We start from the raw sequence: 22446 nt of genomic DNA, 5'->3' as shown, positions 1-22446 counted from the left end.
ACTAAACTTTTAATTTTTCTTGAAGATACCTTTAGGGTCGTTTGTTTTTTCTAACAAAGCTTGTAGAATTTCTGGGCTGGCGTTTTGAGGGTCAAGCTCGTATGCTTTATGGAAATTTTCCCAAGCCTCATCAATCTGGTTATTGGTCAGCCTAGCCAACGCTAATTGCATATACGCATTGGCAAACTCAGGAGATTTTCTGATTGCTCCCGTTAATAGCTCAAAGGTTTTATCTATATAGAGTGCCTTTTTATCAATCATATACCATTTAAGATATACCGTCGATAAATCGACCATCAGCGTTACATTTTCTTCATCATCAAGCTGTAAACCATGTTCCATCAGGTCAACGGCCTCTTCGTATTTCTCATTCTGATAGTTGATCACGCCCAAACCCCAATATACATCAATATTCTCGTCATCGAGTAGGTATGCAAGATTGAAGCGATAGGTAGCTGTATCTTGCTGCCCTTCACTCAGGTACTCCCATGCTCTTGATGAGAAAAATTCGCTTGCCTCTTTCCGGTTTTTAAAGTTTACATCACAAACTTTCAGAAACTCAGTGTCCACAGCTTTCTGGCTATCGGTTTTGTCGTATCCACCAAACAAGGGCATCAGATGGATATTTATACCGGCAGGAGCATAGTGTTTTTTGGTATTCTTTTTTTCGGTTTCCTGAATAAAAGAATTAGGCTTAGTAATACTGTGCGAGGTACTAGACGAAAAAGTACCAAAACTTGTACTTTGTGAACGAAAAACGGGTTGTTGTGCCAGCAGTTCGATCGACACAAGTACAGAGACACACGAAAACAAATACAATTTCATCACTTTTCTTGACATGAACATCGTATAAATAACGGCAGATTTGCTAAATTATTAGAATTTTTAAAAATTTTAATAATCATCCTGAAAGCTATTTTTCAATATTTTTCAGGATTGCTTATAATTGGCTCATGTAAAAAAGAAAGCTATTAGTAGCATAATGGTGAAGCACTAAGCTACTACTTCACCATATAAATCAAACTCGGTTGCATCGGTTATTCTGACATTGGCAAAATCGCCTTGACGCACATATTGAGAAGCAGGTATCAGCACCTCATTATCAACCTCCGGAGAATCAAACTCTGTACGACCAATAAAGTGCCCACCCTCTTTTCTATCGAATAATACTTTAAATGTTTTACCTATTTTCGCTTGATTCAATTCTTGTGAAATACCCTGTTGTAATTCCATAATCAAATCATTTCGCTCTTCTTTCACTTCGGCAGGAATATCGTCAGGCATTGAGTAGGCATGGGTATTTTCTTCGTGCGAATACTGGAAAACACCCAATCGTTCAAATCTCGTTTGCTCAACAAAACGATACATTTCTTCAAAATGCTCTTCTGTTTCGCCGGGGTGACCTGTAATAAGGGTTGTACGCAGGGCAATATCTGGCACAGTATCACGTATCGTCTTGATTAAGTCTTCTGTTTTTTCTCTTGTAATACCTCTACGCATAATTTTCAACATCTCGGTTGAGCCATGTTGCAAAGGCATATCAAGGTATTTACATACGTTCGAACGGTTTTTAATAACGTCTAATACTTCAAGCGGAAATCCTGATGGGTAAGCATATTGTAGGCGAATCCACTCTAGCCCTTCTACATCTGATAGTTGGTCGAGCAAATTGGCTAGTTCTCTTTTCTTATACAAATCCAAGCCGTAGTAGGTCAAATCTTGTGCAATCAGAATCAATTCTTTTGTACCTTTTTTGACAAGGTTTTTGGCCTCTAAAAGCAATTGCTCAATTGATTTTGAAACGTGCTTGCCCCTCATCAACGGAATAGCACAAAAACTACAAGGGCGGTCGCAGCCTTCAGCAATCTTCATATAGGCATAGTGTGCAGGTGTAGTAAGTAGGCGTTCTCCTACCAGTTCTTGCTTATAGTCAGCCTTAAGGGTCTTTAATAAGCGTGGTAGTTCGTTAGTACCAAACCAGGCATCAACCATCGGTATTTCTACCTCAAGTTCATCTTTATAACGATGCGATAAACAACCTGTAACATATACTTTATCTACTACGCCAGCATCTTTTGCATCGGCGTATCTAAGAATAGTATCGATAGATTCCTGCTTAGCATTATCAATAAAGCCACAGGTATTTATGATAACTATGTTGGCGTCGTCTTTTTTTGATTCGTGGCTTACATTATAGCCATTACCTTTTAATTGTGTATAAAGTACTTCCGAATCCACAAGATTTTTCGAGCAACCAAGGGTAACTATATTTACTTTATTTTTAACAGAACCTTTTGTTTTCAACTTTGTATTAATTGAGATATGATAACGTATAGAATAGCTTAACGGCTATTCAGTCTACAAAGTTCGGAAAAGAATGGGAGATTAAAAAACTTAGGGGTATTAACAGGCTTAATTACAAGTATTTATCAGTATTATTAAATATCATCCTTGCATTCGTTAGGGCAATCTTATGGCAGTTTGAAAACTGATATAAAATAAAAAAGGGTATCGGTTAAGATACCCTTCTCAATTTATTCAGTTAATTATTAAGCCAATAAGTTATTGCGAAGCAAATACTCTGCAATCTGAACAGCATTGGTAGCTGCACCTTTACGAAGGTTATCTGCTACAATCCAAAGGTTCAGGGTTTTTGCCTGCGACTCATCACGACGGATACGGCCTACAAAAACTTCATCTTTTCCGTGTGCATTGATTGGCATCGGATACACAAAGTTTTTAGGGTCGTCTTGTACAATTACCCCTTCTGTTTCGCTTAGCAATTTGGTAACTTCTGCCAAATCGAAATCGTTCTCGAACTCAATATTTACTGCCTCTGAGTGCCCGCCGATAGTTGGGATACGAACAGTAGTTGCTGTAACAGCAATGCTATCGTCGCCCATGATTTTCTTGGTCTCGTTGGTCATTTTCATTTCTTCTTTGGTATAACCATTGTCTAAGAAAACATCAATATGAGGCAATACATTCAGGTCAATTTTATGTGGATATACCTTTTTAGATGCATCGTCGTCTCCACCTCTTTCAGCGAAAAGCTGGTCAACCGCTGCTTTTCCGGTACCTGTAACCGACTGATACGTTGAAACAACCACACGTTTAATCTTGTATTTATCGTGCAATGGTTTCATCACAACTACCATCTGGATAGTTGAACAGTTTGGGTTAGCAATAATTTTGTCTTCTGCTGTTAGTGTATCAGCGTTTACTTCCGGCACAACCAATTTCTTGGTAGGGTCCATTCTCCAGGCTGATGAATTATCAATAACCGGAATGCCTGCTTCTGCAAATTTCGGAGCCAACGCCAACGAAGTACTTCCACCTGCCGAAAATATTGCCACCGCAGGCTTCATCTTGATTGCGTCTTCGTAGCCTACTACCGTAAACTGCTTACCTTTGAACTCAACCTGTTTACCAATAGATTTTTCAGAAGCAACAGGAATAATTTCGGTAACGGGGAAATTGCGTTCCGCCAAGACTTTCAAGATTTCAGTGCCTACCAGTCCGGTAGCACCTACAACTGCGATTTTCATGATTAATAACCCGCTTTTAAAGGGGTAAAATTTTAGTTAGACATATATTTACAAGAAAGCCCCAATTTTCAAAGGGGCTTGGAAATACAAAAATAATAGTTTTTTTGTTTGTTTTTCTTGGAATAATACAAAATATTTTAAAAGCTCCAGATACCCTTAGGTGTAATGCAATAATTCATCTTTACATCACCAGCATTAAGGTCTTCTATCTGCTCTACAGGTTCAAAAAAAGAGACACCAATTTTTACTACATCGGGGCGGCATTGTGCCAGAAAACGGTCATAATAACCCTTGCCATAACCGACCCTATACCCTTTTTTATCAAAAGCAAGTAAAGGCAGTAGCACCAAATCAATGTCTTTGGCATTAACTGTCAATGGTGAGCAATTTACGGGCTCAGGTACGCCAAACTTATTTTCAATCAAGATGGTATCGTCTCTTAAGGCATAATTGGTCATGCTGCCATCGTCATGGCTTTTAGGAATCACGATGTCGGCTTTGAAATCTTTTTTTAAAGTACTGATAAGCAATTGCGTATCTACCTCATTCTTTTTTTTTATTGGCAAAAAAGTATGAATTACAGCATAATTATGAACAGGGAAACTCTTGAAAAGCCAATCATGAATTTGCTTCGAATACCCTCGGATATCTGCATCTTGCAAATCTTGCCTTTTCTGAAGATACTGCTTCCTTATTGCTGCTTTGTTCATTATAAATTAAGCCTCTTGTAAAGATTGCCTTGCTTTTTCTTGTGCTTTATTTTCTTTCCACTCTTTCCACTGAGGGCCCAGCATCTTGGCCATTCCTTTGTCTACAAAAGTATGGCGTACCAAGTTCCATCCACCTCTTACAGTAGTAAAGATTGAGTCGTTTGCTCTTAAAGCCAAGCTGAAACCACCATCAACATATTTGATATAGTGCCACCAAAGCGACGGAATAAATACCGTTTCGCCATGCCCGAATGTAGTCTCATAACCCACCGCTTTCTCAAAAGCAGGGAATTTCTCGAAATCAGGCTTTAGCGGATGTACGTGGCTTTGTACCGTATATGGGTGATGATACAAATTTATGCTCTCTTCTTGAGGGAAAAGAATGATTTGCTTGCGTGTCTGAAACTGAGTCAGAAACACGTGCGAACAGTCCATGTCATAATGAAGATTTACCTCAGAATTCTGCCCTCCGAAAAACATAAACTTATAGCTTTTCAAGAAGCCATCCATGATAGTCGGAAAACGAATATCGTTTGCTAGTTCGGGTACTTTCTTGAATATATCAAACAAGAAAATACGTAAGTCGGTAGGACCTTTTTCTATCAGACTCAGGTATTCACCAAAAGGCATTGTTTTAGCAGCCTTGTAATAAGATTTTGCGTCGTGCACGTGATTATCAAACAATGGAACCTCGATTTTTCCATGATTCTCACGAAGCCAATCAAAAGTCCATTTCTCTAAAGCCGGCCAATCTTTTACTAAATCAGTAAAAACAACTGGTTTTTTTGGTTTTAAATAATTTTCTATGAACTCTTCTCGGCTTAAGTTGCTGCGTCTTTCGATAGGTATCAGTTTCATAAACAAAAAATAATTTAATTTTTATCGAATAATATCAAATCAATAAAAATACTAGAATGGTGGAGTGTTATATCTGAGTGCTATCCATAAAAACCAATGCCACAAAAAAATGGTTTCAAAAAAACACCTACTCTAGAAAATTTTTATTGCCCGATTTATACGATTTTCTTTTGGAAATAAATTTTAACAATTAGTATGCTTGCATAATATTTTCTTTACAGTATATTTGTCATGAAATTATGCTTGCATACTACTTAAATGATTACAAAAAAATCATTTAAATATACTAAATCTTTCTCTCAATTCTAATGGAATATAATAACTCACTTAACCGAAACCTTGCAAGGGTTCAGAAAATGCCAGTTTTTCTGCAAAGTTGGTTACGTGATTATTCTATCGGAAAATTCGTCAAGTTCGTTGGTACAGCAGGTATTCATTTCGAAAAAATGACCTGCCGAGAGGTCGTAATTACACTTCCAAACAAAACTAAAGTTCATAACCATATCGGGCAAATACATGCTGCTGCCACTACCCTGTTGGCTGAAACAGCCACAGGCATGATTGTGGGGATGAATATCCCCGATAACAAACTGCCATTGATGAAAAATCTCTCGGTGAAATTTATCAAGCGTAGCCAAGGCCAACAAAAAGCTGTGGCAATGCTAACCGAGCAGCAAATAAGCCAAATCAGAGAAATTGATAAAGGCGATATACTTGTAACCGTAAAAATAAGCGACGAAACGGAAGAAGAAGTTGTTATAGCAGAAATGAACTGGGCTTGGGTGCTTAAAAAATAATGTTTCTGAAATGGCAGAAATATCCTGATTAGTAGAATCAATTGGTAATAGCTAATTATTAAAATTCAAACTAATATTAAAGGCAAGAAAGATGATAACAATAGATAACTATTTAGACCAGCACTATATACACAAAAGCAACTGGCTAAGAGCTGCTGTACTAGGCGCAAACGATGGTATTATATCTATATCTAGTCTTGCCATAGGGGTAGCTGCTGCAAGTACAACAAGAGAACCGATAATTTTGGCAACAGTAGCAGGCCTGGTAGCAGGTGCTTTGTCAATGGCTGCCGGCGAGTATGTATCTGTTAGTTCACAAACAGACATAGAAAAAGCTGATATTCAAAGAGAAAGCAAAGAATTACAGGAAATGCCCGAAACAGAATTACAAATTCTGGCTCAGATTTATGAGAAACGTGGATTAAAAAAAGAGACTGCTTTACAGGTTGCCACAGAATTAACGGCAAAAGATGCACTAGCTGCCCATGTGAGAGACGAGCTAGGTATCACAGAAACCAGCCAGGCCAATCCGCTTCAAGCGGCACTTGCCTCTGGTTCAGCTTTTACTGTAGGCGGTATATTACCTCTTTTGGTAACTTTATTAAGTCCCGTAAAAGGGATGGAGTATTGGCTCTATGGCTTTACCTTATTATTTCTAACTATTTTGGGCATAATATCGGCAAAAGCCGGGGGGGCGAGTATTCCAAAAGCCATTATAAGAATCACTGTTTGGGGTACACTTGCTATGGGGCTTTCGGCATTAGTTGGTTATTTGTTTGGGGTAAATGTTTAATTGGCCGATTGTACCAACATCAATTTTTGGTAAAGCTCAGAAGCAACAAAAGCTGATGATTTGTGTTTTTTATTAAAGTGAGCCTATATTAAAAATTATGTATAGCATTGTCTATTCGTATATAGAGTATCAATTATTTACTATTTCTGTTTAAAAATCATATTCAATCAACGCATGAATCGTAGTATAAAAAAAGTAGTTGTATTAGGTGCGGGTATTATGGGTAGTCGTATTGCCTTGCACTTTGCTAATATCGGAGTTGAAGTACTATTGCTTGATATGGTACCCAAAGAGCCCAATGATGCTGAAAAAGCTAAAGGCTTAGACACCTCTCATCCGGCAGTACGCAACCGAATCGTCGGTGAATTATTTCAGGCGGCTGTTAAAGCCAGCCCTTCGCCTATTTTTAATCAACAATCGGTATCTCGTGTGAAGCTAGGTAATTTCGATGATGATATGCCGAAAATTAAAGATTATGACTGGATTATAGAAGTTGTGGTGGAGCGTCTGGATATAAAAAAACTGATTTACGAAAAAGTTGAACAGTTCCGTAAGCCGGGTACACTTATTACTTCAAATACATCGGGTATTCCTATTCATCTGATGGCCGAGGGACGCTCAGAAGACTTCCAGAAACATTTTTGCGGAACGCACTTCTTTAACCCTCCTCGCTATTTACGTTTGCTAGAGATTATCCCAACGCCTGCAACAGATCCTGCTATTGTAGATTTCTTGATGCACTACGGCGACCTGTATTTAGGCAAAACTACCGTATTGTGTAAAGATACACCTGCTTTTATCGCTAACCGTCTGGGTATTTATGCAATGGTGCAAACTATCAGAGTAGCCGAAGAAATGGGGCTAACGGTAGAAGAAGTTGATAAACTGACAGGCCCTGTGGTTGGTCGTCCGAAATCGGGGACTTTCCGTCTGTCTGACGTTGTGGGACTTGATACTACCGTAAATGTGTGTAACAACCTATCGAAAGTTTTACAACACGATGAGTCTAAAGATGCGTTCCAATTACCGCCTGTAATGGCTAAGTTGATGGAAAACAAATGGCTTGGCGATAAAACCGGACAGGGTTTCTATAAAAAAACCAAAGACGAAACAGGCAAAACAGTAATATTGGCTCTTGACCTGAAAACCTTTGAGTACAAACCATCGCAAAAAGTAAAATTTGCTACGCTCGAAGGCACCAAGAGCATTGATAATCTGAAAAAACGATTCTCGGTACTTTTGGCCGGAAAAGATAACGCAGGTGAATTTTACAGAAAAACATTTGCCGATTTCTTCCGCTATGCTACCAATCGTATTCCTGAAATAGCTGACGAATTATACAGAATAGACTCAGCCATTTGCGCAGGCTTTGGTTGGGAACTAGGTCTTTTTGAAACATGGGATGCCATCGGTGTAAAACCGATGCTCAAAATCATGGAAGACCTGAATATGAAACCAGCCGCCTGGGTATATGAAATGCTGGAAGCAGGCAACGAAACGTTCTACAAAGTAGAGGGCGGCAAGAAACTATATTATGATATTCCGAGCAAATCATATAAAGTAATTCCGGGTACAGAGTCGTTTATTATCCTTGATAATATCCGCCAAACAAACGTTATCTGGAAAAACGCAGGCTCAACAATTTTCGATTTGGGCGATGGCATTGCAGGTGTTGAGTTCCACTCAAAAATGAACACCTTTGGCGCCGAAGTTGTTGAAGGATTAAACAAGGCATACGCCATTGCAGAAAAAGATTTCAGAGGCTTGGTAGTAGGAAACGACTCAAACGAAGCATTCTCGGCAGGTGCAAACCTGGCCATGTTGTTTATGTTTGCCATTGAGCAGGAATACGACGAAATCAACATGATGATTGCACAATTCCAACAAACCATGATGCGTGCTCGATATTCATCAGTGCCGGTTGTAACGGCGGTTCATAGCCTTGCTTTAGGCGGTGGTTGTGAGCTTAATTTACATGCCGACAGAGTATTGGCGCATGCCGAAACTTATATGGGCTTAGTAGAACTAGGCGTAGGTCTTATTCCGGCAGGTGGTGGGACAAAAGAAATGGCGGTTCGTTGTTCAGACTTGTATCAGACAGGCGACCCTGAATTGAATATTCTACAAAGTGCCTTTATGAACATTGCTCAGGCAAAAGTTTCAACCTCGGCACAAGAGGCATTTGATATGAATTACCTGAAAGCCGATAAAGACCGTATCGTGCTAAACCGTAGCCGATTGATTGCCGAAGCGAAAGAAGAGGCTATAAAACTAGCAGAAGATGGGTATACACAGCCGAAACAACGTACTGATATAAAAGTACAGGGTAAAACCGGAATCGCACTTTTCAAAGCCGGAATTACAGGTATGCTTATGGGTAGATACATTACAGAGCATGATGCTAAAATTGCCGAAAAACTGGCTTATGTAATTTGCGGTGGCGATTTGAGTTACCCACAACAAGTTTCGGAGCAATACCTGTTAGACCTTGAAAGAGAGGCTTTCCTTTCATTGACAGGCGAAAAGAAAACAATGGAGCGTATGCAGGGACTATTAAGTGGTGGTAAACCTCCGAGAAATTAAGCCATAGTTTATTTCATTAAACAAAACAGTCTCCAGAGCATACAGAGATTGGTCTGGAACATTTATTAAACGAACAATAACATGAATGCATATATAGTCGCCGGCTACCGTAGTGCAGTCGGCAAAGCACCAAAAGGAGTATTTCGTTTTACCCGCCCCGACGATTTAGCGGCCGATGTCATCAAGCATCTGATGGCCAGCGTACCTAATTTAGACCCTGCCCGTGTTGATGACGTAATTGTAGGAAACGCCGTGCCGGAAGCAGAACAAGGTATGCAAATGGCTCGTTATATTTCATTATTGGCTCTAGGTAAAAGTGTGCCGGGTGTAACCGTGAACCGTTACTGCGGCTCAGGTGTAGAAACCATTGCTATGGCAGCGGCCAAAATCCATGCAGGTATGGCCGATTGTATTGTGGCTGGTGGTACTGAGTCAATGTCGCTAGTACCTACAATGGGCTGGAAAACAGCCTTGAACTACAATCTGGCTTCTACTCACCCTGATTATTATATTGGCATGGGCTTAACTGCCGAGCAAGTAGCTCAACAGTTCAATATTAGCCGTGAAGAGCAGGATTTGTTCTCTTACAACTCGCATCAAAAAGCACTAGCTGCGCAAGCCGCTGGCAAATTCGATGAAGAGATTGTACCAATAACTGTAAAAGAAACTTTCTTCGACCAAAACTCTGGCAAGAAGAAAACCAAAGAATATGTAGTTAACAAAGATGAAGGCCCACGTGCTGACACCAGCATTGAAGCATTGGCTAAACTGAAACCTGTGTTTACAATGGGGGGAAGCGTAACTGCGGGTAACTCATCGCAAACATCTGACGGTGCAGCCTTCGTGATTGTGATGTCGGAGAAAATGGTGAATGAATTAGGTTTGAAACCTATCGCCCGTATGTTGGCTTATGCCTCAGCCGGAGTTGAGCCTCGTATTATGGGTATTGGGCCTGTAGCAGCTATTCCGGTAGCATTAAAACAAGCAGGCTTGAAACAAGATGATATTGATGTAATAGAATTGAACGAAGCCTTTGCGGCACAATCTTTAGCCGTAATCAAAGAACTAGGCTTGGATATGGACAAAATCAATCCTAACGGTGGTGCTATTGCCCTTGGTCATGCTTTGGGTTCTACCGGAGGGCGTTTGTCAGTACAGGTTCTGAATGAGCTTCGCCGTCAGAACAAAAAATATGGTATGGTAACTGCCTGCGTTGGCGGTGGCCAGGGTGTAGCAGGTATTTATGAACTGCTGAATTAAGTTCTTGCTTAATATATACACATGCCTGTCAGAACGAAACCTCTTGCTTTTATTAGCAGGAGGTTTTATTTTATTAGATAGTGAACGAATTCAACACCTAAATTAACAAAGGTATTATTTCAAGTGCCTGACTTAAGTCGGCACTTCTTCATAAAACCCCTATCAATCTTTTATAAATTTTATTACTTTTGGCTTTTCAATATTCTATTCAACCATGCGATTAAAAAATAAAGTTACACTCATTACAGGTGCCGGACGTGGAATTGGCGAGGCCGTTGCTTTAGGGTATGCCAGAGAAGGAGCCGACGTAATTATTAACGAAATAGCAGGAGCCGATTACGCCGAAGAAGTAGCTGCGAAAATACGAGCAATGGGCAGAAAGTCGGAGGTTATTTATGCCGATATTTCGAAGGTATCAGAAATACGAGGAATGTTTGCTTACATAGCCCAGAAATACCAAAAACTTGATGTATTGGTAAATAACGCCGGAATTACAGGCTGGAGCGACTTCTTCGAAACCGATGAAGCTGTTTTTGATACGGTAATGGGCGTTAACCTGAAAGGCACTTTATTTTGCTCAATAGAAGCCGCTAAAATTATGCGTGCCAATGGTGGCGGAAGCATCATCAATGTGTCAACCATTTGTGCGGCTTTAAGCGTAAAAAATCTTATCACCTACTCTACAAGCAAAGGCGGCATTCATGCCATGGCCGAGCAAATGGCAGTAGAGTTGGCACCATACAATATTCGTGTAAATACCTTTGGTCCTGGCCCTATTAATGTAGAACGTAATCTAAAAGAAGACCCAAACTACCGCACAAACTGGGGCGGAGTTGTGCCACTAGGCCGCACAGGCGAACCCGAAGAAATGGTAGGCCCTGCAGTTTTTCTAGCCTCTGACGACTCAAGTTATGTATCAGGGCAATTGTTCTTCGTAGATGGTGGATGGAGTGTACAAGGGAAAATCCCAGTTAACAGTATGGATAGCCAACTGGCAAACAGTAAGTAAGTTTGAACTACACAAGATGTATTTTCGTTGGGAATATATATATACCTTGAAGATTCTCTGTGATGAGTTCGAAAGAAAAACTACTACTTTTTATACTTTCCTGCATCAACTTTACACACATCGTTGACTTTATGATAATGATGCCCCTTGGGCCTCAGTTAATGCAGATTTTTGATATTTCTCCCCGACATTTTGGCTTTATTGTGTCAGCTTATGGCATAAGTGCCGGTATTTCGGGATTTCTGGCAGCTTTTTTTGTTGATAATTACGATAGAAAGAAAGTTGTACTATTTGCCTATATAGGCTTTGTAATGGGCACGTTTGCCTGTGCTTTTGCTCCTACCCACCAGTTTCTGATTATTGCCCGTGTAATAGCAGGCACATTCGGCGGGTTGATTGGCGCACAGGTGATGTCAATAGTAGCCGATACTTTCGATTACCAACGTAGAGCAACGGCTATGGGCTTTATTACCACAGCCTTTTCGGTGGCATCGGTAGTGGGTATTCCGGCAGGTTTGTTTTTAGCTGCTCGTTTTGGCTGGCATACGCCATTTTTGGTCGTAGCTTGCCTGGGGCTTGTAGTTATATTTCTGATTGTAAAATACGTACCACCTATTGATAAACACCTGAAAAACCGTCAGGAAAAACAAAGCCCTTTTGATGCCATTACTAATATCACCAAAAACCCGAATCAATTAAGAGCCTTGTGGCTATCGGCCACTATTATGTTGGGGCATTTCAGTATTATTCCTTACATCTCCCCTACCCTTGTTGCCAATGTAGGTTTCAGCGAGAAAAACATTTTTCTTATTTATCTGGTAGGTGGTTTGCTCACCATATTTTCGGCGCCTATGGTTGGTAAATTAGCCGATAAAAAGGGCAAATACCCTATCTTTGTTATTTTTGCTATTCTTTCATTAATCCCGATTTATCTTATCACCAATATGTTTTCGGGTGCGGTGTGGGCTGTTTTGTTTGTAGCCGGAATATTCTTCATATTCTCAAACGGGCGTATGATTCCTACCCAAGCCATGATTTCTAATGTGGTAACGCCTCAGCAGAGAGGCAGTTTCATGGCTATTAATTCGTCGTTACAGCTTTTTGCGCAGGCTATTGCTGCCAATATCGGTGGTTTTATTATACATAAAACTGCATCAGGCTATATAGAAAATTATAATTGGGTTGGCTATTTTGCTATTACCATGATACTCATAAGTATTTTTATTGCCCGCACCGTGAAACCAATTGCTCAGCCAAACGTTAGTAAAGAAAGTGCCGTAAACGTTTCATAAATAACCCTTTTCAAAACCATGCTACGTATTAACAACTTATTTGCCTGTGTATTCATGTTTGTATCGTTAAATACTTTTGCACAAGACTATACAACAGAAATAGAGAAGTTCAGAGAAGAGTATAAAGCTGAATTTCTGAAGTCGAAGTTTTCGCCTCTAAAAGAAGAAGATTTTAAGTACCTGCGTTTTTATGAACCAAACGAGAAATTCAAGGTAGAATGTGAGTTTAAAGCCACCACAGGTGGGAAGCCTTTTCAGCTCCCCACTACTACAGGTGAGTCAAAAACTTATGTCAAATTCGGAGAATTATCTTTTCAGATAGATGGTAAGGCTTATAAACTGGCTGTTTATAAATCGCCGGATTTACAGCGTATACCTCAATACCGTGACTACCTCTTTATTCCGTTTAAAGATTTAACCAATGGCAAAGAAAGCTACGGTGGCGGGCGCTATATTGATCTACGCATGAAACAAATCGAAAACGATAAAATTATTCTTGATTTCAATAAGGCTTACAACCCTTACTGTGCCTTTGGTGAAGGTTTCAGTTGCCCGATACCCCCTCGTGAAAACCATTTAAAAGTAGCTATTGAGGCCGGGGAAAAGAATTATGCGAAAGAGTAATTAGTGTTAGAAATTATTTATTGAGGTGAAAGCAACCGGAATAATTTTATGATACTAGTTTTGTTTTAGCCAGTTAACTGTGTCACGAAATACTTTATCCCAATTATATATCTTTTCCATTTTTCCTGTTGCTTTATCCTCTTTTATTTCAAAGAAATTATGATCAAGCCCTATATAGGGTTTTACTATAATATTGCTTTTTTGTTTTTTTATTAACTCATACCGAAATTCGTCACAATCAATATCTTGCACACTATTGGTTCCATACACTAATAAGGCACGTGTTTTTAAGGCCATCAATTTAGTAGAAATATTCGGAAAGGTAAAAGAGGCGTAAGAGAAGTAAGTATTGCTATCAAATAATTTGTCATTATTATCTCTGTTTTGATATAAATCTAAGTAAGATTTATATAGTGAATCTATTTGTACTTGGGCCTCTTGGCTTGATATACGCATTTGTTGCTCCGAGTTTCTTATTTTTCTTGTTGCCTCCGTAAATCTATCTCCAACATGGGTTGCAAGTAGAGCTATTTTTGAAATTCTTTTATTTTTTAATGCTGTACTTAAAGCAACATTTGCTCCTTGTGAATGCCCAATCAAATAAATTTTATCCTTCTGCACATAAGGCTGCTTTCTTAAATAGTCAATTACTTCACTATACCTATCTACATAATATTGTAAATTGTTATTTTTAACAAATTGCGCAGGAACTTGAGCCGAATTATCTAAATAATATCCTTGAGTATAGGTCTCATTGATAAACTTGCTCTGCGTGCTGTCTGAAAAAACAGGTATTCCGGGCTTGGGAAGAACAACAATATTAAAGTCTTTCTGATATTTCTTTATATCAAATGGAAACATAATAGACTCTCCATTTACAAAAAGAGGGGCAAAATCAGAACCTCTGATAAATATAAGTACGGGTTTCGGGTCTTCTGTTTTAGAAATTATGAAATACTGGCTTTTTGCTTTTTCCAGACTAAAGCCATATTTATTCAATATCTGTTTTTCATTAAAAATAGCGTTTCTCTCCTGCGCAATTCCAAGACTTACCAAGTAGAAAGTTAAGGCAATTATTGAAATAGCTTTTTTAAAGCCTTGATAAATCATGATTTCCGACAATATTTCTTGTTTCATAATAATTACATATTTCATCAATTCTTATTTTCTCAAACCATTTATCAGCCTAGAACTTCAAATCGGTAAGTCTAAAACTTTAGAAACTATTTGAGTTAAATTTAAAAATAAAAAGAGTTTTTTTGATTCAATACAAGATTTAAAAATCAAAGTTTAGCAGAATGCTATTCAGGATTTTTAAAGCGAAATATTGAGCAAAAAAACTCTTTAGTTGAATACTATTAATTCAAACAGTCTCTAAACTTTCTTAGCCGGATTACCAAAAACAGTAGCATTATCTGGCACATCTTCTATCACTACCGAGCCGGCACCTACACGGGCATTTTTGCCTACTTTAATGCCTGTTACGATTACGGCACCTGAGCCGATAAATGCGCCTTCGGCTATTTCGGCACCTGTGTTTATCATAGCACCTGTACCAATGTTTACAAAGTCGGCTACTTTGGCTTCGGTATCTATTACTGCCCCTGAGTGTACAATACTATGGTTACCAATCTGAGCATAAGGATTAACAACAGCATTTGCCATTATTAAATTACCGTGGCCTAATATGGCATTTTCTGAAACTATTGAGCGGTCGTGTATGGCATTAACAGGCATCACATGGCGACGCTCGTTGAGTACTTCTACTACTTTCTTTTTTACTTTAGTATTGCCAATAGCTACAAAAGCTTCTGTTTTTTGGCCAACAATTTTCAAGAAACCATCGTCGTCTGTTTCTCCTAATACTACTATCTCTCCAATCTCGGTGTTGTGTAGTTTTTTATCATCGTCTAAAAAACCATATACCAATACATTATTACGGTTGAAAATATCCAGAGCGATTTTACCAAGTGTACCTGCTCCAAAAATCAATACGGGATTTTGCATTCTTAATTTTCTTTTATCTGAAATATTGAGTAGTCATTTCATTGCTAATAGATAAAGTATCAGATAACAATGAGTCAATTATGTGTTTGCACTATGCGTTTAATAACAATTCTTCTCGGCGTTTCCGATATAATTCAACAGCCTTCTCTAATAAAACGTTCATTGCAACGGGCATCTGGGTAGAGAGAATACCGCCATAAATAGCGGTATCTACATCTCGAAGCGATTCTTCAAGCGATTCACTCGGAAGACGGTTAATGATTTCTTTACTGGTATAAGAAGTATAAGGGCGGTTTTCAAGCCATTCTAAATGCTCTTTCCACATTACCAGTGCTCTGCCTATATTGCTGCTATCTAGCGTACCACGGGTTATTTTTTTATAAGTATTCGTAAACTCTCTGTGCCTGCGTGCAAACAAAAAAAGCCTGTATCTTTTCTCGAGCCATTTACCAAAAAATGCATAAATTATACCTAAAACCCCTAATAAACCGAGCAAATAACCAAAAATTTTCGGGTAGTTTACCTGTTGCTCCAAGGGCATTAATTTTGTATCGGTTTTCAGCATCAGCGAATCGGTACTTGTCTTAATCATTTCCCTCAGAAAAACCGAATCTAACGGAGAATATACGGCGGTGCAATCTCTTTTACCTAACACATACACCGGTAGGCTGAATCGCTGGGTTTTACTAATATCAAATGTAACCAGAGTATAAACTACGCTGTCGAGGCTTCGGTTATTGACGGTACTAGTAGTGAAATAATTCCGCCTTACCATTTCGAAGGGGTAAAAATTATAGGTTGTATCAGGAAAAAATACTTCGGCAGAAGGTGAATGATAATAACTCAATGCATAATCGAAAGGTTTACCTAACTCAACGCTATCGGTCAGAAACCGCCCGATGGGCTTTTGAGCAATTACAGTCTGGGGAGTCAACCAATAAAAAAACATTATGCAGCTAAACACTATACGCATAGCGGCAAAATATTTGATTCGATAAGATGCTTGATTACTGTACATTGGTTTACTTTCTGACTCTAAACAATTGTATAAGTTTTGATACATAATCTTCTCTTGAGTCAATAGCCAGATAGTTAGCATTATGTTGCTTACAGAGTTTCTCTAAACGCTCCTGATTATCTTCAAACATTTCTTTCATTTCCTTTTTAAAAGTTGGCGACGACGTATTAAGCCACACAGTACGTTTGCTTTCTTTATCACGCACAGGTATAATACCAAGGCTTGGGAGTTTTATCTCTCTCTGGTCGTAGATATGAATCACAACTAAATCGTGCTTACGTGCCAGGGCTTTCAGGTTATGCTCATAGCCTTTATCCAGAAAATCAGAAATCAGAAACACAACACTACGGCGTTTAAGAATATTGAGCGCAAAGCCAATAGCTGCAGGAATATTGGTAAGCTGCGATAATGGCTTCATTTTAAACAAACTTAATATGATTTCATAGCCATGTTTCAAGCCATTAGCAGGCTTAAAATAGAGTTCTTTCTGGTCTGAAAAACAATATAAACCTACGTGCCCGGCCTCTTTAATGGCCGAAAGCGAGAGTACTCCACATATTTCTTTGGCTGTATCCAGTTTCAATCTGCCGGTATTCCCAACCTCTTGCGAGGCACTCACATCGAGCATAAAAAAAACGGTCTGCTCTTTTTCTTCCTTAAAAATCTTCACATAGGCACCATGCCCTTTGGCAGTTGTAATCCAGTCGATGGTTCGCACATCATCGCCATACTGGTAGGTACGCAAGTCGCTGAATTCTAGCCCCGACCCCTTAAACACAGAACGAAAGTTTCCGTGCATCTGCGAGTCGACAGCCTTGCGGATTTTTATTTCGTACTTATTGAGTTTAGAGATTATATCTTCTACCACGGTCTTTTAACAATTAATGCGCTGATTTTTTATAATGAGCTCGTCTAAATATTTTTATTTAACGTCTGTAAATGACAGCGAATGAATTCGCTGGCTAATATAACAAAGGCGGCCGCCGCTGCGGTATTTTTTCTTACATAAGCGGACTTAAGTCCGCTTTAACTACTAAAATTGTTCCTTTGTTACTTTAGCCACCGAATTCATTCGGTGAAAATAACATCAGATAACTTTAATGATTAACAAACTTTAACGTATTCAATCTCTTATTTTTTTCCGTAATTTGTTGTTTAATCTGAAAACGAAGATAAAGTGAAAATACTGACAAAAAAAATATTCTTACATTTAGCCATTATTTCAACACTTATTTCGTGTATCGGCGACCCTAAGCCCCCTGCCAATGTGATTGATGTAAAGACTATGGGTAAAATATTGGCCGATATACACTTAACAGAAGCCAAAGTTAACAGATTAAGTTTTCAGGTATATGACTCAACCCGTGTAGTGTATATGGAATTTGAGCGCCGAATTATGGCCAAATACAAAGTAGATACTGCCCGTTATAGAGAAAGTTATAAGTTTTATGCCCAAAACCCGGCCCTAATGGTAAAAGTATATGAAGAAACACTTAATGTGCTGGACGAGAAAAAGAAAAACAAACAGATTAAAACAGATTAGATATAATCACACAGAATCTCTAAGATAAATGTTTAAAGAAAACCTTGTCATTATCCCGACCTACAACGAAATTGAAAACATTGAAGCCATTATAAGAAAAGTCATGCATCTCGATGAAAGATTCGATGTGCTGATTATAGACGATGGCTCGCCGGATAATACTGCCCTGAAAGTAAAAGAACTACAAGAAGAATACCCCAACGAACTACACCTGATAGAACGTAGTGGCAAGCTAGGGCTCGGCACAGCTTATATTCATGGTTTTAAGTGGGCAATAGAGCAAGGCTATGAGTTTATCTATGAGATGGATGCTGATTTTTCTCACCCCCCTGAAGACCTTGTGCGCTTGTATAAAGCCTGTAAGATAGATGGTTTTGATGTAGCCGTAGGCTCAAGATACATCAAAGGCGTAAATGTAGTAAACTGGCCTATGGGGCGTGTACTGATGTCTTATTTTGCCGGCGTTTACGTGCGCTTCATTACAGGCATGAAAATAATGGACCCAACCGCCGGATTTATCTGCTACCGCAGAGAGGTATTAAAAACAATACCCCTCGACAAAATCGCTTTTGTGGGTTATGCCTTTCAGATTGAAATGAAGTTTAATGCGTTTCTTTTCAAATTCAACATTACCGAAGTACCAATCATTTTTACCGACCGAACCAAAGGCGTATCCAAGATGTCGACCAAGATATTCAGAGAGGCCGTTTTTGGCGTAGTTATGATGAAAATCTGGAGTTGGTTCAAGAGCTTTAAACGCTAATTTAAACGATACCCATTTGTTTCATCAGAAACAGGGCATTCATATTTTGTGTAACACCCGGCCGTAATTTATAATCGAAAGTCATTTTATCATCTTTTATTATAATTTCGAAACAGATGTTCTTAATCTTATCTGGGTATTGGGTTGCCATGTTTGTGAGGTCTAAATCATGCGTGGCAATCATTCCGAATGCTGTTTTGTATTGAATCAGTTTTTCAAGAAACAACTCTGAGCCTTGAAGCTTATCTTTAGAGTTTGTTCCTTTCAATAACTCATCAAGAATAACAAATATCTCTTGCCCTGCTTCAAGCAGTTTCACTGCGTTTTGTAAACGCAACAATTCAGCATGGAAATAAGACTCACCTTCATCTATCGAGTCGGTAATACGCATACAAGTATAAACCTGAATCGGCTTAAACACAAAGCGTTCAGCCCTCACTCTTGCCCCTATCATGGCCAATATAAGATTGGCCCCAACTGCTCGTAGAAAAGTACTTTTACCGGCCATATTTGCCCCGGTTACAATAAATATCTGCTCGCCTTTATTAATCTTAAAATCGTTGTTTACGCTTTTATTCTTTTTAAGCAATGGGTGGCCTAACTGCTTAACATCAAGAATCACATTCTCTGAAACCTGCGGAACAGTGTAGGTATTGTTAGCAAAATCGTAACAAGCTATTGAAACCAGTACTTCCCATTCATGCAAAACATCAAAGGCTTCCAGCAAGGCTGCGCTATGTTGTTTCTTCCATAGCTCGAAACGATATGCACATTGGTAATCCCACAAGAAAAAAGCATTGAGCACAGGGCTAAAGAAGCTATTTCTGATAGCAAAATAGGCCGATATAGTAGCCAGTTTTTGAATAATAGCCGAAATATATGAAGGATTTGCCAGTGAGTCTCTCCCTTGTTTCAATACTAAAGCCTTAAATTCTTCTTTTTCTATCAGCCGGAATAACTGAATATACCTTTGTAGATTAGGCGTATTCTTGCTCATTTTTAAGTAAAGCGCATTCAGTTTCTTTCGGTTGACAAAAGAAAAGCCAGATTGTACTATAAGCGTCAATAACCAGACTTTGAAAGAAATGATACCCGTAATCCAGATACCTAGAATGACGGTATTGATGGCAGGTATCAGCCATAGCAAAACTTTCATTTTGTCCAATAAATCAACTTCTTCGCTTTTGAGCCAGGTTATTAGTTGACTATACTTTTCTTCGTCTTTCTCCAGCAAATTTCCCGTTGCCAGAAAATCAACCCGCCAGTCTATTTTATGGCTTAGTTCTTCAACGGCATCCTGTCTGGTTTCAATAGTTTCTTTTACAAGAAAAGGAAATTTGAGTTGATGGGCCAATGCATCGCTACCCGATTTTGTAATGCTTCTGTTGAGTAATTGAAAGATGGAGTGGCGGCCAAAAATATCTAAATCGTGCGCATAAAAATGTGCTTTGTTCAAATACTCCTTCCCATCGGCAAACTGTTCGTAAACACCCTCGGCAGCTAAAATCTCGTTCTCACAAACCTTTAGCATTGACTCATGATACTGAATCTTTTCGATGATTTTCTGATGGTAATTAACAAAGAAGAAGAAAGCTGATAGAACTGCTAATGCGCCTATAACTAAGATAGTACTAGAGCCGTCTCTGATAATGATAAACAAGAGGTATGCTTCTAGAATTGCCAGCAAAAGCCTTAAATAAGAAATTTGGTTAGCGGTGGTTTTATTCTTTTTTATAAATGCAGTAGCATCGCCTGCAATACGCTGATAGCTCATAATTTTGTTTTTGAGGGTTGACTCTATTAAAAATAATACTCCCTATCAGCCAAAAAAGTTCTTACTCATCAAGAATATTTTCTTCTACGCTCGATTGCTTACCTTCGTGCAGAATATCTACAATCTCTTTAATATTATAAACTGAGCGGTTGTAGCGATTGCTCAATAGTATAATAACGAAGTCTTCGCGGGGGTCAAAAAACATAATGGTATTATAGCCTTTCCACCAGCCTGTATGATATACATAGTCGGTCTGTTGTTTGGCATTTACCCACAATCTGAATCCATAGCCATAATTACGCAGGCCGGGATGCTCAAAACTACGAGGCATAATCATTTCTTTGAACGACTCTTTCTTTATTAGCACATTATCTCTCAATGCTCTATACCAATTCAGTAAGTCTTCTACAGTAGAATAAACACCTTTATCGCCAGTAATATCATCATAATAGTCTTTTGGTAAACGATGCCCGAACTGATAACCGTAAGTACGATTCACATTAATAGAATCATTTTTTGTGGTAGCAACAAAAGAGTTTTTCATACCTGCAGGCAGAAAGATGCTCTCACGCATATACACATCAAAAGGCTTGCCTGAGGCTTTTTCTACTAAAGCAGCTAAAATCGCATAATTGGTATTGTTGTAACTAAAAAAGTGGTCGGGTTTATTAAATATTGCAGGCGTAGGTTGTGCTTTAGCAAACCACTGCATCATTTCCTGATTGCTTGGGTATAGTTTTTCGCCTCTCACTATTTTATCAAATGTGTACTGATAAAACGGCAAACCCGAACGATGGCAAAGTAGGCTTCTGATAGTAACACCATCGTACGGGAAATCAGGAAAATAATCTTTTACGGTATTATCTATGCCTAGTTTGCCTTCTTCGGTCAGTTTCATTACTGCTACTGCCGTGAAGGTTTTAGATAAGGATGCCAACTGAAACTTAGATGGCAATATATTACGAACGGTATCTTTAAAATTGGCAAAACCAAAGGCTTTTTCGTAGATAATAATATCTTTTTGAGCAACCAGCACATTGCCGTTAAAACCTTGCGCCAGTTTCTTCTTCATTATCTCTTCAATCAAAGCTGCTTTCATGTCAGCTTTAATTTCTTTTCTGATTTTGGCTTCTTTCTTTCGTATGGCAACGCTATCTACAACGGGTGCAGAGGTAGTATTGTCGGCAGTTTTGGTTTGGCATGAAAAAACGGCAATAAAACAGAAGAAAGCAAAGGTATATAAATACAAACGCATTTTTAAAATCTACTAAATAAGTCCTACGATTATCCCCAACACGATTCAAAAAATCGTTTTAAACCACACACTAATTCCCTCTTACGTACTGCAAAATAATAATCATGAAAGATGTAAAAATTACACTACAGATAATTTTCAGTATTGTAATAAGAAAGAACGAAAAGCCTCCTGCTTCTACAAAAAACAAAGCCGAATGATGTATCAAAGTCAGGATAGCTACATAGCGAACAAAGCGCTCGGCGCCCATATCTTTCAGAGATATAACGATTTCGTTTTCGATACCTTTGGTTGGAAAAAGGAATTTTATGATATAGCCTCTAAGGTACCCGATAAGCACACTCGCCGAAGCATGTACCCCGGCTGTATTATAAAAAATATCGACCAGTAAGCCTGTAAGAAAACTTATCAGAATAACCCATACCGGCGAAATCTCGTCAGGCAACAATAAGATACAAGCAATATAAACGAAGCAAAAAGCCACATCAAAAAATACAAAATTGCGAAGAACCACAATTTGCAGTAATAAATAAATCAAAAACGTGACTACGAGCCTTATGACTGTTTGCGAATTCATTTAAAGTCCGGGGTATAATTACCATAGAATAGGCA

General features: G+C 38.7%; 21 protein-coding genes. 9 read left to right on the top strand and 12 right to left on the bottom strand.

The window, feature by feature from the left end:
• Positions 1–9: 9 nt before the first annotated feature.
• The 5 genes from WAE64_RS15695 to WAE64_RS15675 all read right to left on the bottom strand — a co-directional run bounded on the left by WAE64_RS15695 (position 10) and on the right by WAE64_RS15675 (position 5116).
• The gene (locus WAE64_RS15695; protein WP_340238047.1) at positions 10–789 is read right to left on the bottom strand and encodes a tetratricopeptide repeat protein; all 780 of its coding nucleotides are present in this window, start codon (positions 787–789) and stop codon (positions 10–12) included.
• Between the two features lie 204 nt (positions 790–993).
• Positions 994–2304, bottom strand: coding sequence for a 30S ribosomal protein S12 methylthiotransferase RimO (gene rimO, locus WAE64_RS15690; RefSeq protein ID WP_340238044.1), 1311 nt, complete (start codon positions 2302–2304; stop codon positions 994–996).
• A 245-nt stretch (positions 2305–2549) separates the two neighbouring features.
• Complete coding sequence (locus WAE64_RS15685; RefSeq protein WP_340238042.1) at positions 2550–3548, bottom strand: aspartate-semialdehyde dehydrogenase; 999 nt, start codon at positions 3546–3548, stop codon at positions 2550–2552.
• Positions 3549–3685: 137 nt separating this feature from the next.
• Positions 3686–4258, bottom strand: coding sequence for a 5-formyltetrahydrofolate cyclo-ligase (locus tag WAE64_RS15680; RefSeq protein ID WP_340238040.1), 573 nt, complete (start codon positions 4256–4258; stop codon positions 3686–3688).
• A gap of 6 nt (positions 4259–4264) precedes the next feature.
• The gene (locus WAE64_RS15675) at positions 4265–5116 is read right to left on the bottom strand and encodes a cupin-like domain-containing protein (protein WP_340238039.1); all 852 of its coding nucleotides are present in this window, start codon (positions 5114–5116) and stop codon (positions 4265–4267) included.
• 308 nt (positions 5117–5424) lie between these two features.
• Between WAE64_RS15675 and WAE64_RS15670 the strand changes: the two genes are divergently transcribed.
• From WAE64_RS15670 to WAE64_RS15640, 7 genes are all read left to right on the top strand, one after another.
• On the top strand, positions 5425–5913 hold the full coding sequence (locus WAE64_RS15670) for a DUF4442 domain-containing protein (RefSeq protein ID WP_340238036.1): 489 nt from the start codon (positions 5425–5427) through the stop codon (positions 5911–5913).
• A gap of 91 nt (positions 5914–6004) precedes the next feature.
• Entirely contained in the window at positions 6005–6706 is a 702-nt protein-coding gene (locus WAE64_RS15665; protein ID WP_340238032.1) for a VIT1/CCC1 transporter family protein, read from the top strand.
• Between the two features lie 174 nt (positions 6707–6880).
• Positions 6881–9289 carry a 3-hydroxyacyl-CoA dehydrogenase/enoyl-CoA hydratase family protein gene (locus WAE64_RS15660; protein ID WP_340238031.1) on the top strand — a complete coding sequence of 803 codons (2409 nt, stop codon included), beginning with the start codon at positions 6881–6883 and terminating at the stop codon, positions 9287–9289.
• An 81-nt stretch (positions 9290–9370) separates the two neighbouring features.
• Positions 9371–10549 (top strand): acetyl-CoA C-acyltransferase, encoded by a 1179-nt coding sequence (locus tag WAE64_RS15655; protein ID WP_340238030.1) that lies wholly within the window; start codon positions 9371–9373, stop codon positions 10547–10549.
• 214 nt (positions 10550–10763) lie between these two features.
• Positions 10764–11558: an SDR family NAD(P)-dependent oxidoreductase gene (locus WAE64_RS15650; protein ID WP_340238028.1), complete on the top strand. Its 795-nt coding sequence runs from the start codon at positions 10764–10766 to the stop codon at positions 11556–11558.
• 62 nt (positions 11559–11620) lie between these two features.
• Entirely contained in the window at positions 11621–12850 is a 1230-nt protein-coding gene (locus WAE64_RS15645; RefSeq protein ID WP_340238025.1) for an MFS transporter, read from the top strand.
• A gap of 18 nt (positions 12851–12868) precedes the next feature.
• Positions 12869–13474: a DUF1684 domain-containing protein gene (locus WAE64_RS15640; protein ID WP_340238024.1), complete on the top strand. Its 606-nt coding sequence runs from the start codon at positions 12869–12871 to the stop codon at positions 13472–13474.
• 54 nt (positions 13475–13528) lie between these two features.
• Here the strand turns inward: WAE64_RS15640 and WAE64_RS15635 are convergent, their stop codons facing one another.
• The 4 genes from WAE64_RS15635 to WAE64_RS15620 all read right to left on the bottom strand — a co-directional run bounded on the left by WAE64_RS15635 (position 13529) and on the right by WAE64_RS15620 (position 17367).
• The gene (locus WAE64_RS15635; protein WP_340238023.1) at positions 13529–14611 is read right to left on the bottom strand and encodes an alpha/beta fold hydrolase; all 1083 of its coding nucleotides are present in this window, start codon (positions 14609–14611) and stop codon (positions 13529–13531) included.
• 237 nt (positions 14612–14848) lie between these two features.
• Positions 14849–15481: an acetyltransferase gene (locus WAE64_RS15630; RefSeq protein WP_340238021.1), complete on the bottom strand. Its 633-nt coding sequence runs from the start codon at positions 15479–15481 to the stop codon at positions 14849–14851.
• A gap of 91 nt (positions 15482–15572) precedes the next feature.
• The gene (locus tag WAE64_RS15625) at positions 15573–16499 is read right to left on the bottom strand and encodes a hypothetical protein (RefSeq protein ID WP_340238020.1); all 927 of its coding nucleotides are present in this window, start codon (positions 16497–16499) and stop codon (positions 15573–15575) included.
• A 4-nt stretch (positions 16500–16503) separates the two neighbouring features.
• Positions 16504–17367: a DUF58 domain-containing protein gene (locus WAE64_RS15620; protein WP_340238018.1), complete on the bottom strand. Its 864-nt coding sequence runs from the start codon at positions 17365–17367 to the stop codon at positions 16504–16506.
• 309 nt (positions 17368–17676) lie between these two features.
• Here WAE64_RS15620 and WAE64_RS15615 point away from each other — a divergent pair, with 309 nt between their 5' ends.
• The gene (locus WAE64_RS15615; RefSeq protein ID WP_340238016.1) at positions 17677–18042 is read left to right on the top strand and encodes a DUF4296 domain-containing protein; all 366 of its coding nucleotides are present in this window, start codon (positions 17677–17679) and stop codon (positions 18040–18042) included.
• Between the two features lie 28 nt (positions 18043–18070).
• Positions 18071–18805 carry a polyprenol monophosphomannose synthase gene (locus tag WAE64_RS15610; RefSeq protein WP_340238012.1) on the top strand — a complete coding sequence of 245 codons (735 nt, stop codon included), beginning with the start codon at positions 18071–18073 and terminating at the stop codon, positions 18803–18805.
• A gap of 1 nt (position 18806) precedes the next feature.
• Here WAE64_RS15610 and WAE64_RS15605 read toward each other — a convergent pair whose 3' ends face one another.
• From WAE64_RS15605 to WAE64_RS15595, 3 genes are all read right to left on the bottom strand, one after another.
• Entirely contained in the window at positions 18807–20579 is a 1773-nt protein-coding gene (locus tag WAE64_RS15605) for a MutS-related protein (RefSeq protein WP_340238009.1), read from the bottom strand.
• A 61-nt stretch (positions 20580–20640) separates the two neighbouring features.
• A complete protein-coding gene (locus tag WAE64_RS15600; protein WP_340238008.1) occupies positions 20641–21834 on the bottom strand; it encodes a serine hydrolase domain-containing protein in 1194 nt (397 codons plus the stop codon).
• 70 nt (positions 21835–21904) lie between these two features.
• Positions 21905–22411: a hypothetical protein gene (locus WAE64_RS15595; protein ID WP_340238006.1), complete on the bottom strand. Its 507-nt coding sequence runs from the start codon at positions 22409–22411 to the stop codon at positions 21905–21907.
• Positions 22412–22446: the final 35 nt, after the last annotated feature.

The sequence above is a fragment of the Emticicia soli genome (genome assembly GCF_037860775.1).
In the GTDB taxonomy this organism is placed as follows: domain Bacteria; phylum Bacteroidota; class Bacteroidia; order Cytophagales; family Spirosomataceae; genus Emticicia; species Emticicia soli.
This window is presented reverse-complemented; position numbering and strand designations above follow the sequence as displayed.

What these genes read in the sequence shown, in the direction of transcription:
- WAE64_RS15685 (WP_340238042.1), bottom strand. Translation starts at nt 3,548, where the DNA reads ATGAAAATCGCAGTTGTAGGTGCTACCGGACTGGTAGGCACTGAAATC.
- WAE64_RS15680 (WP_340238040.1), bottom strand. Translation starts at nt 4,258, where the DNA reads ATGAACAAAGCAGCAATAAGGAAGCAGTATCTTCAGAAAAGGCAAGAT.
- WAE64_RS15675 (WP_340238039.1), bottom strand. Translation starts at nt 5,116, where the DNA reads ATGAAACTGATACCTATCGAAAGACGCAGCAACTTAAGCCGAGAAGAG.
- WAE64_RS15670 (WP_340238036.1), top strand. Translation starts at nt 5,425, where the DNA reads ATGGAATATAATAACTCACTTAACCGAAACCTTGCAAGGGTTCAGAAA.
- WAE64_RS15665 (WP_340238032.1), top strand. Translation starts at nt 6,005, where the DNA reads ATGATAACAATAGATAACTATTTAGACCAGCACTATATACACAAAAGC.
- WAE64_RS15660 (WP_340238031.1), top strand. Translation starts at nt 6,881, where the DNA reads ATGAATCGTAGTATAAAAAAAGTAGTTGTATTAGGTGCGGGTATTATG.
- WAE64_RS15655 (WP_340238030.1), top strand. Translation starts at nt 9,371, where the DNA reads ATGAATGCATATATAGTCGCCGGCTACCGTAGTGCAGTCGGCAAAGCA.
- WAE64_RS15650 (WP_340238028.1), top strand. Translation starts at nt 10,764, where the DNA reads ATGCGATTAAAAAATAAAGTTACACTCATTACAGGTGCCGGACGTGGA.
- WAE64_RS15645 (WP_340238025.1), top strand. Translation starts at nt 11,621, where the DNA reads ATGAGTTCGAAAGAAAAACTACTACTTTTTATACTTTCCTGCATCAAC.
- WAE64_RS15640 (WP_340238024.1), top strand. Translation starts at nt 12,869, where the DNA reads ATGCTACGTATTAACAACTTATTTGCCTGTGTATTCATGTTTGTATCG.
- WAE64_RS15635 (WP_340238023.1), bottom strand. Translation starts at nt 14,611, where the DNA reads ATGAAACAAGAAATATTGTCGGAAATCATGATTTATCAAGGCTTTAAA.
- WAE64_RS15630 (WP_340238021.1), bottom strand. Translation starts at nt 15,481, where the DNA reads ATGCAAAATCCCGTATTGATTTTTGGAGCAGGTACACTTGGTAAAATC.
- WAE64_RS15625 (WP_340238020.1), bottom strand. Translation starts at nt 16,499, where the DNA reads ATGTACAGTAATCAAGCATCTTATCGAATCAAATATTTTGCCGCTATG.
- WAE64_RS15610 (WP_340238012.1), top strand. Translation starts at nt 18,071, where the DNA reads ATGTTTAAAGAAAACCTTGTCATTATCCCGACCTACAACGAAATTGAA.
- WAE64_RS15605 (WP_340238009.1), bottom strand. Translation starts at nt 20,579, where the DNA reads ATGAGCTATCAGCGTATTGCAGGCGATGCTACTGCATTTATAAAAAAG.
- WAE64_RS15600 (WP_340238008.1), bottom strand. Translation starts at nt 21,834, where the DNA reads ATGCGTTTGTATTTATATACCTTTGCTTTCTTCTGTTTTATTGCCGTT.
- WAE64_RS15595 (WP_340238006.1), bottom strand. Translation starts at nt 22,411, where the DNA reads ATGAATTCGCAAACAGTCATAAGGCTCGTAGTCACGTTTTTGATTTAT.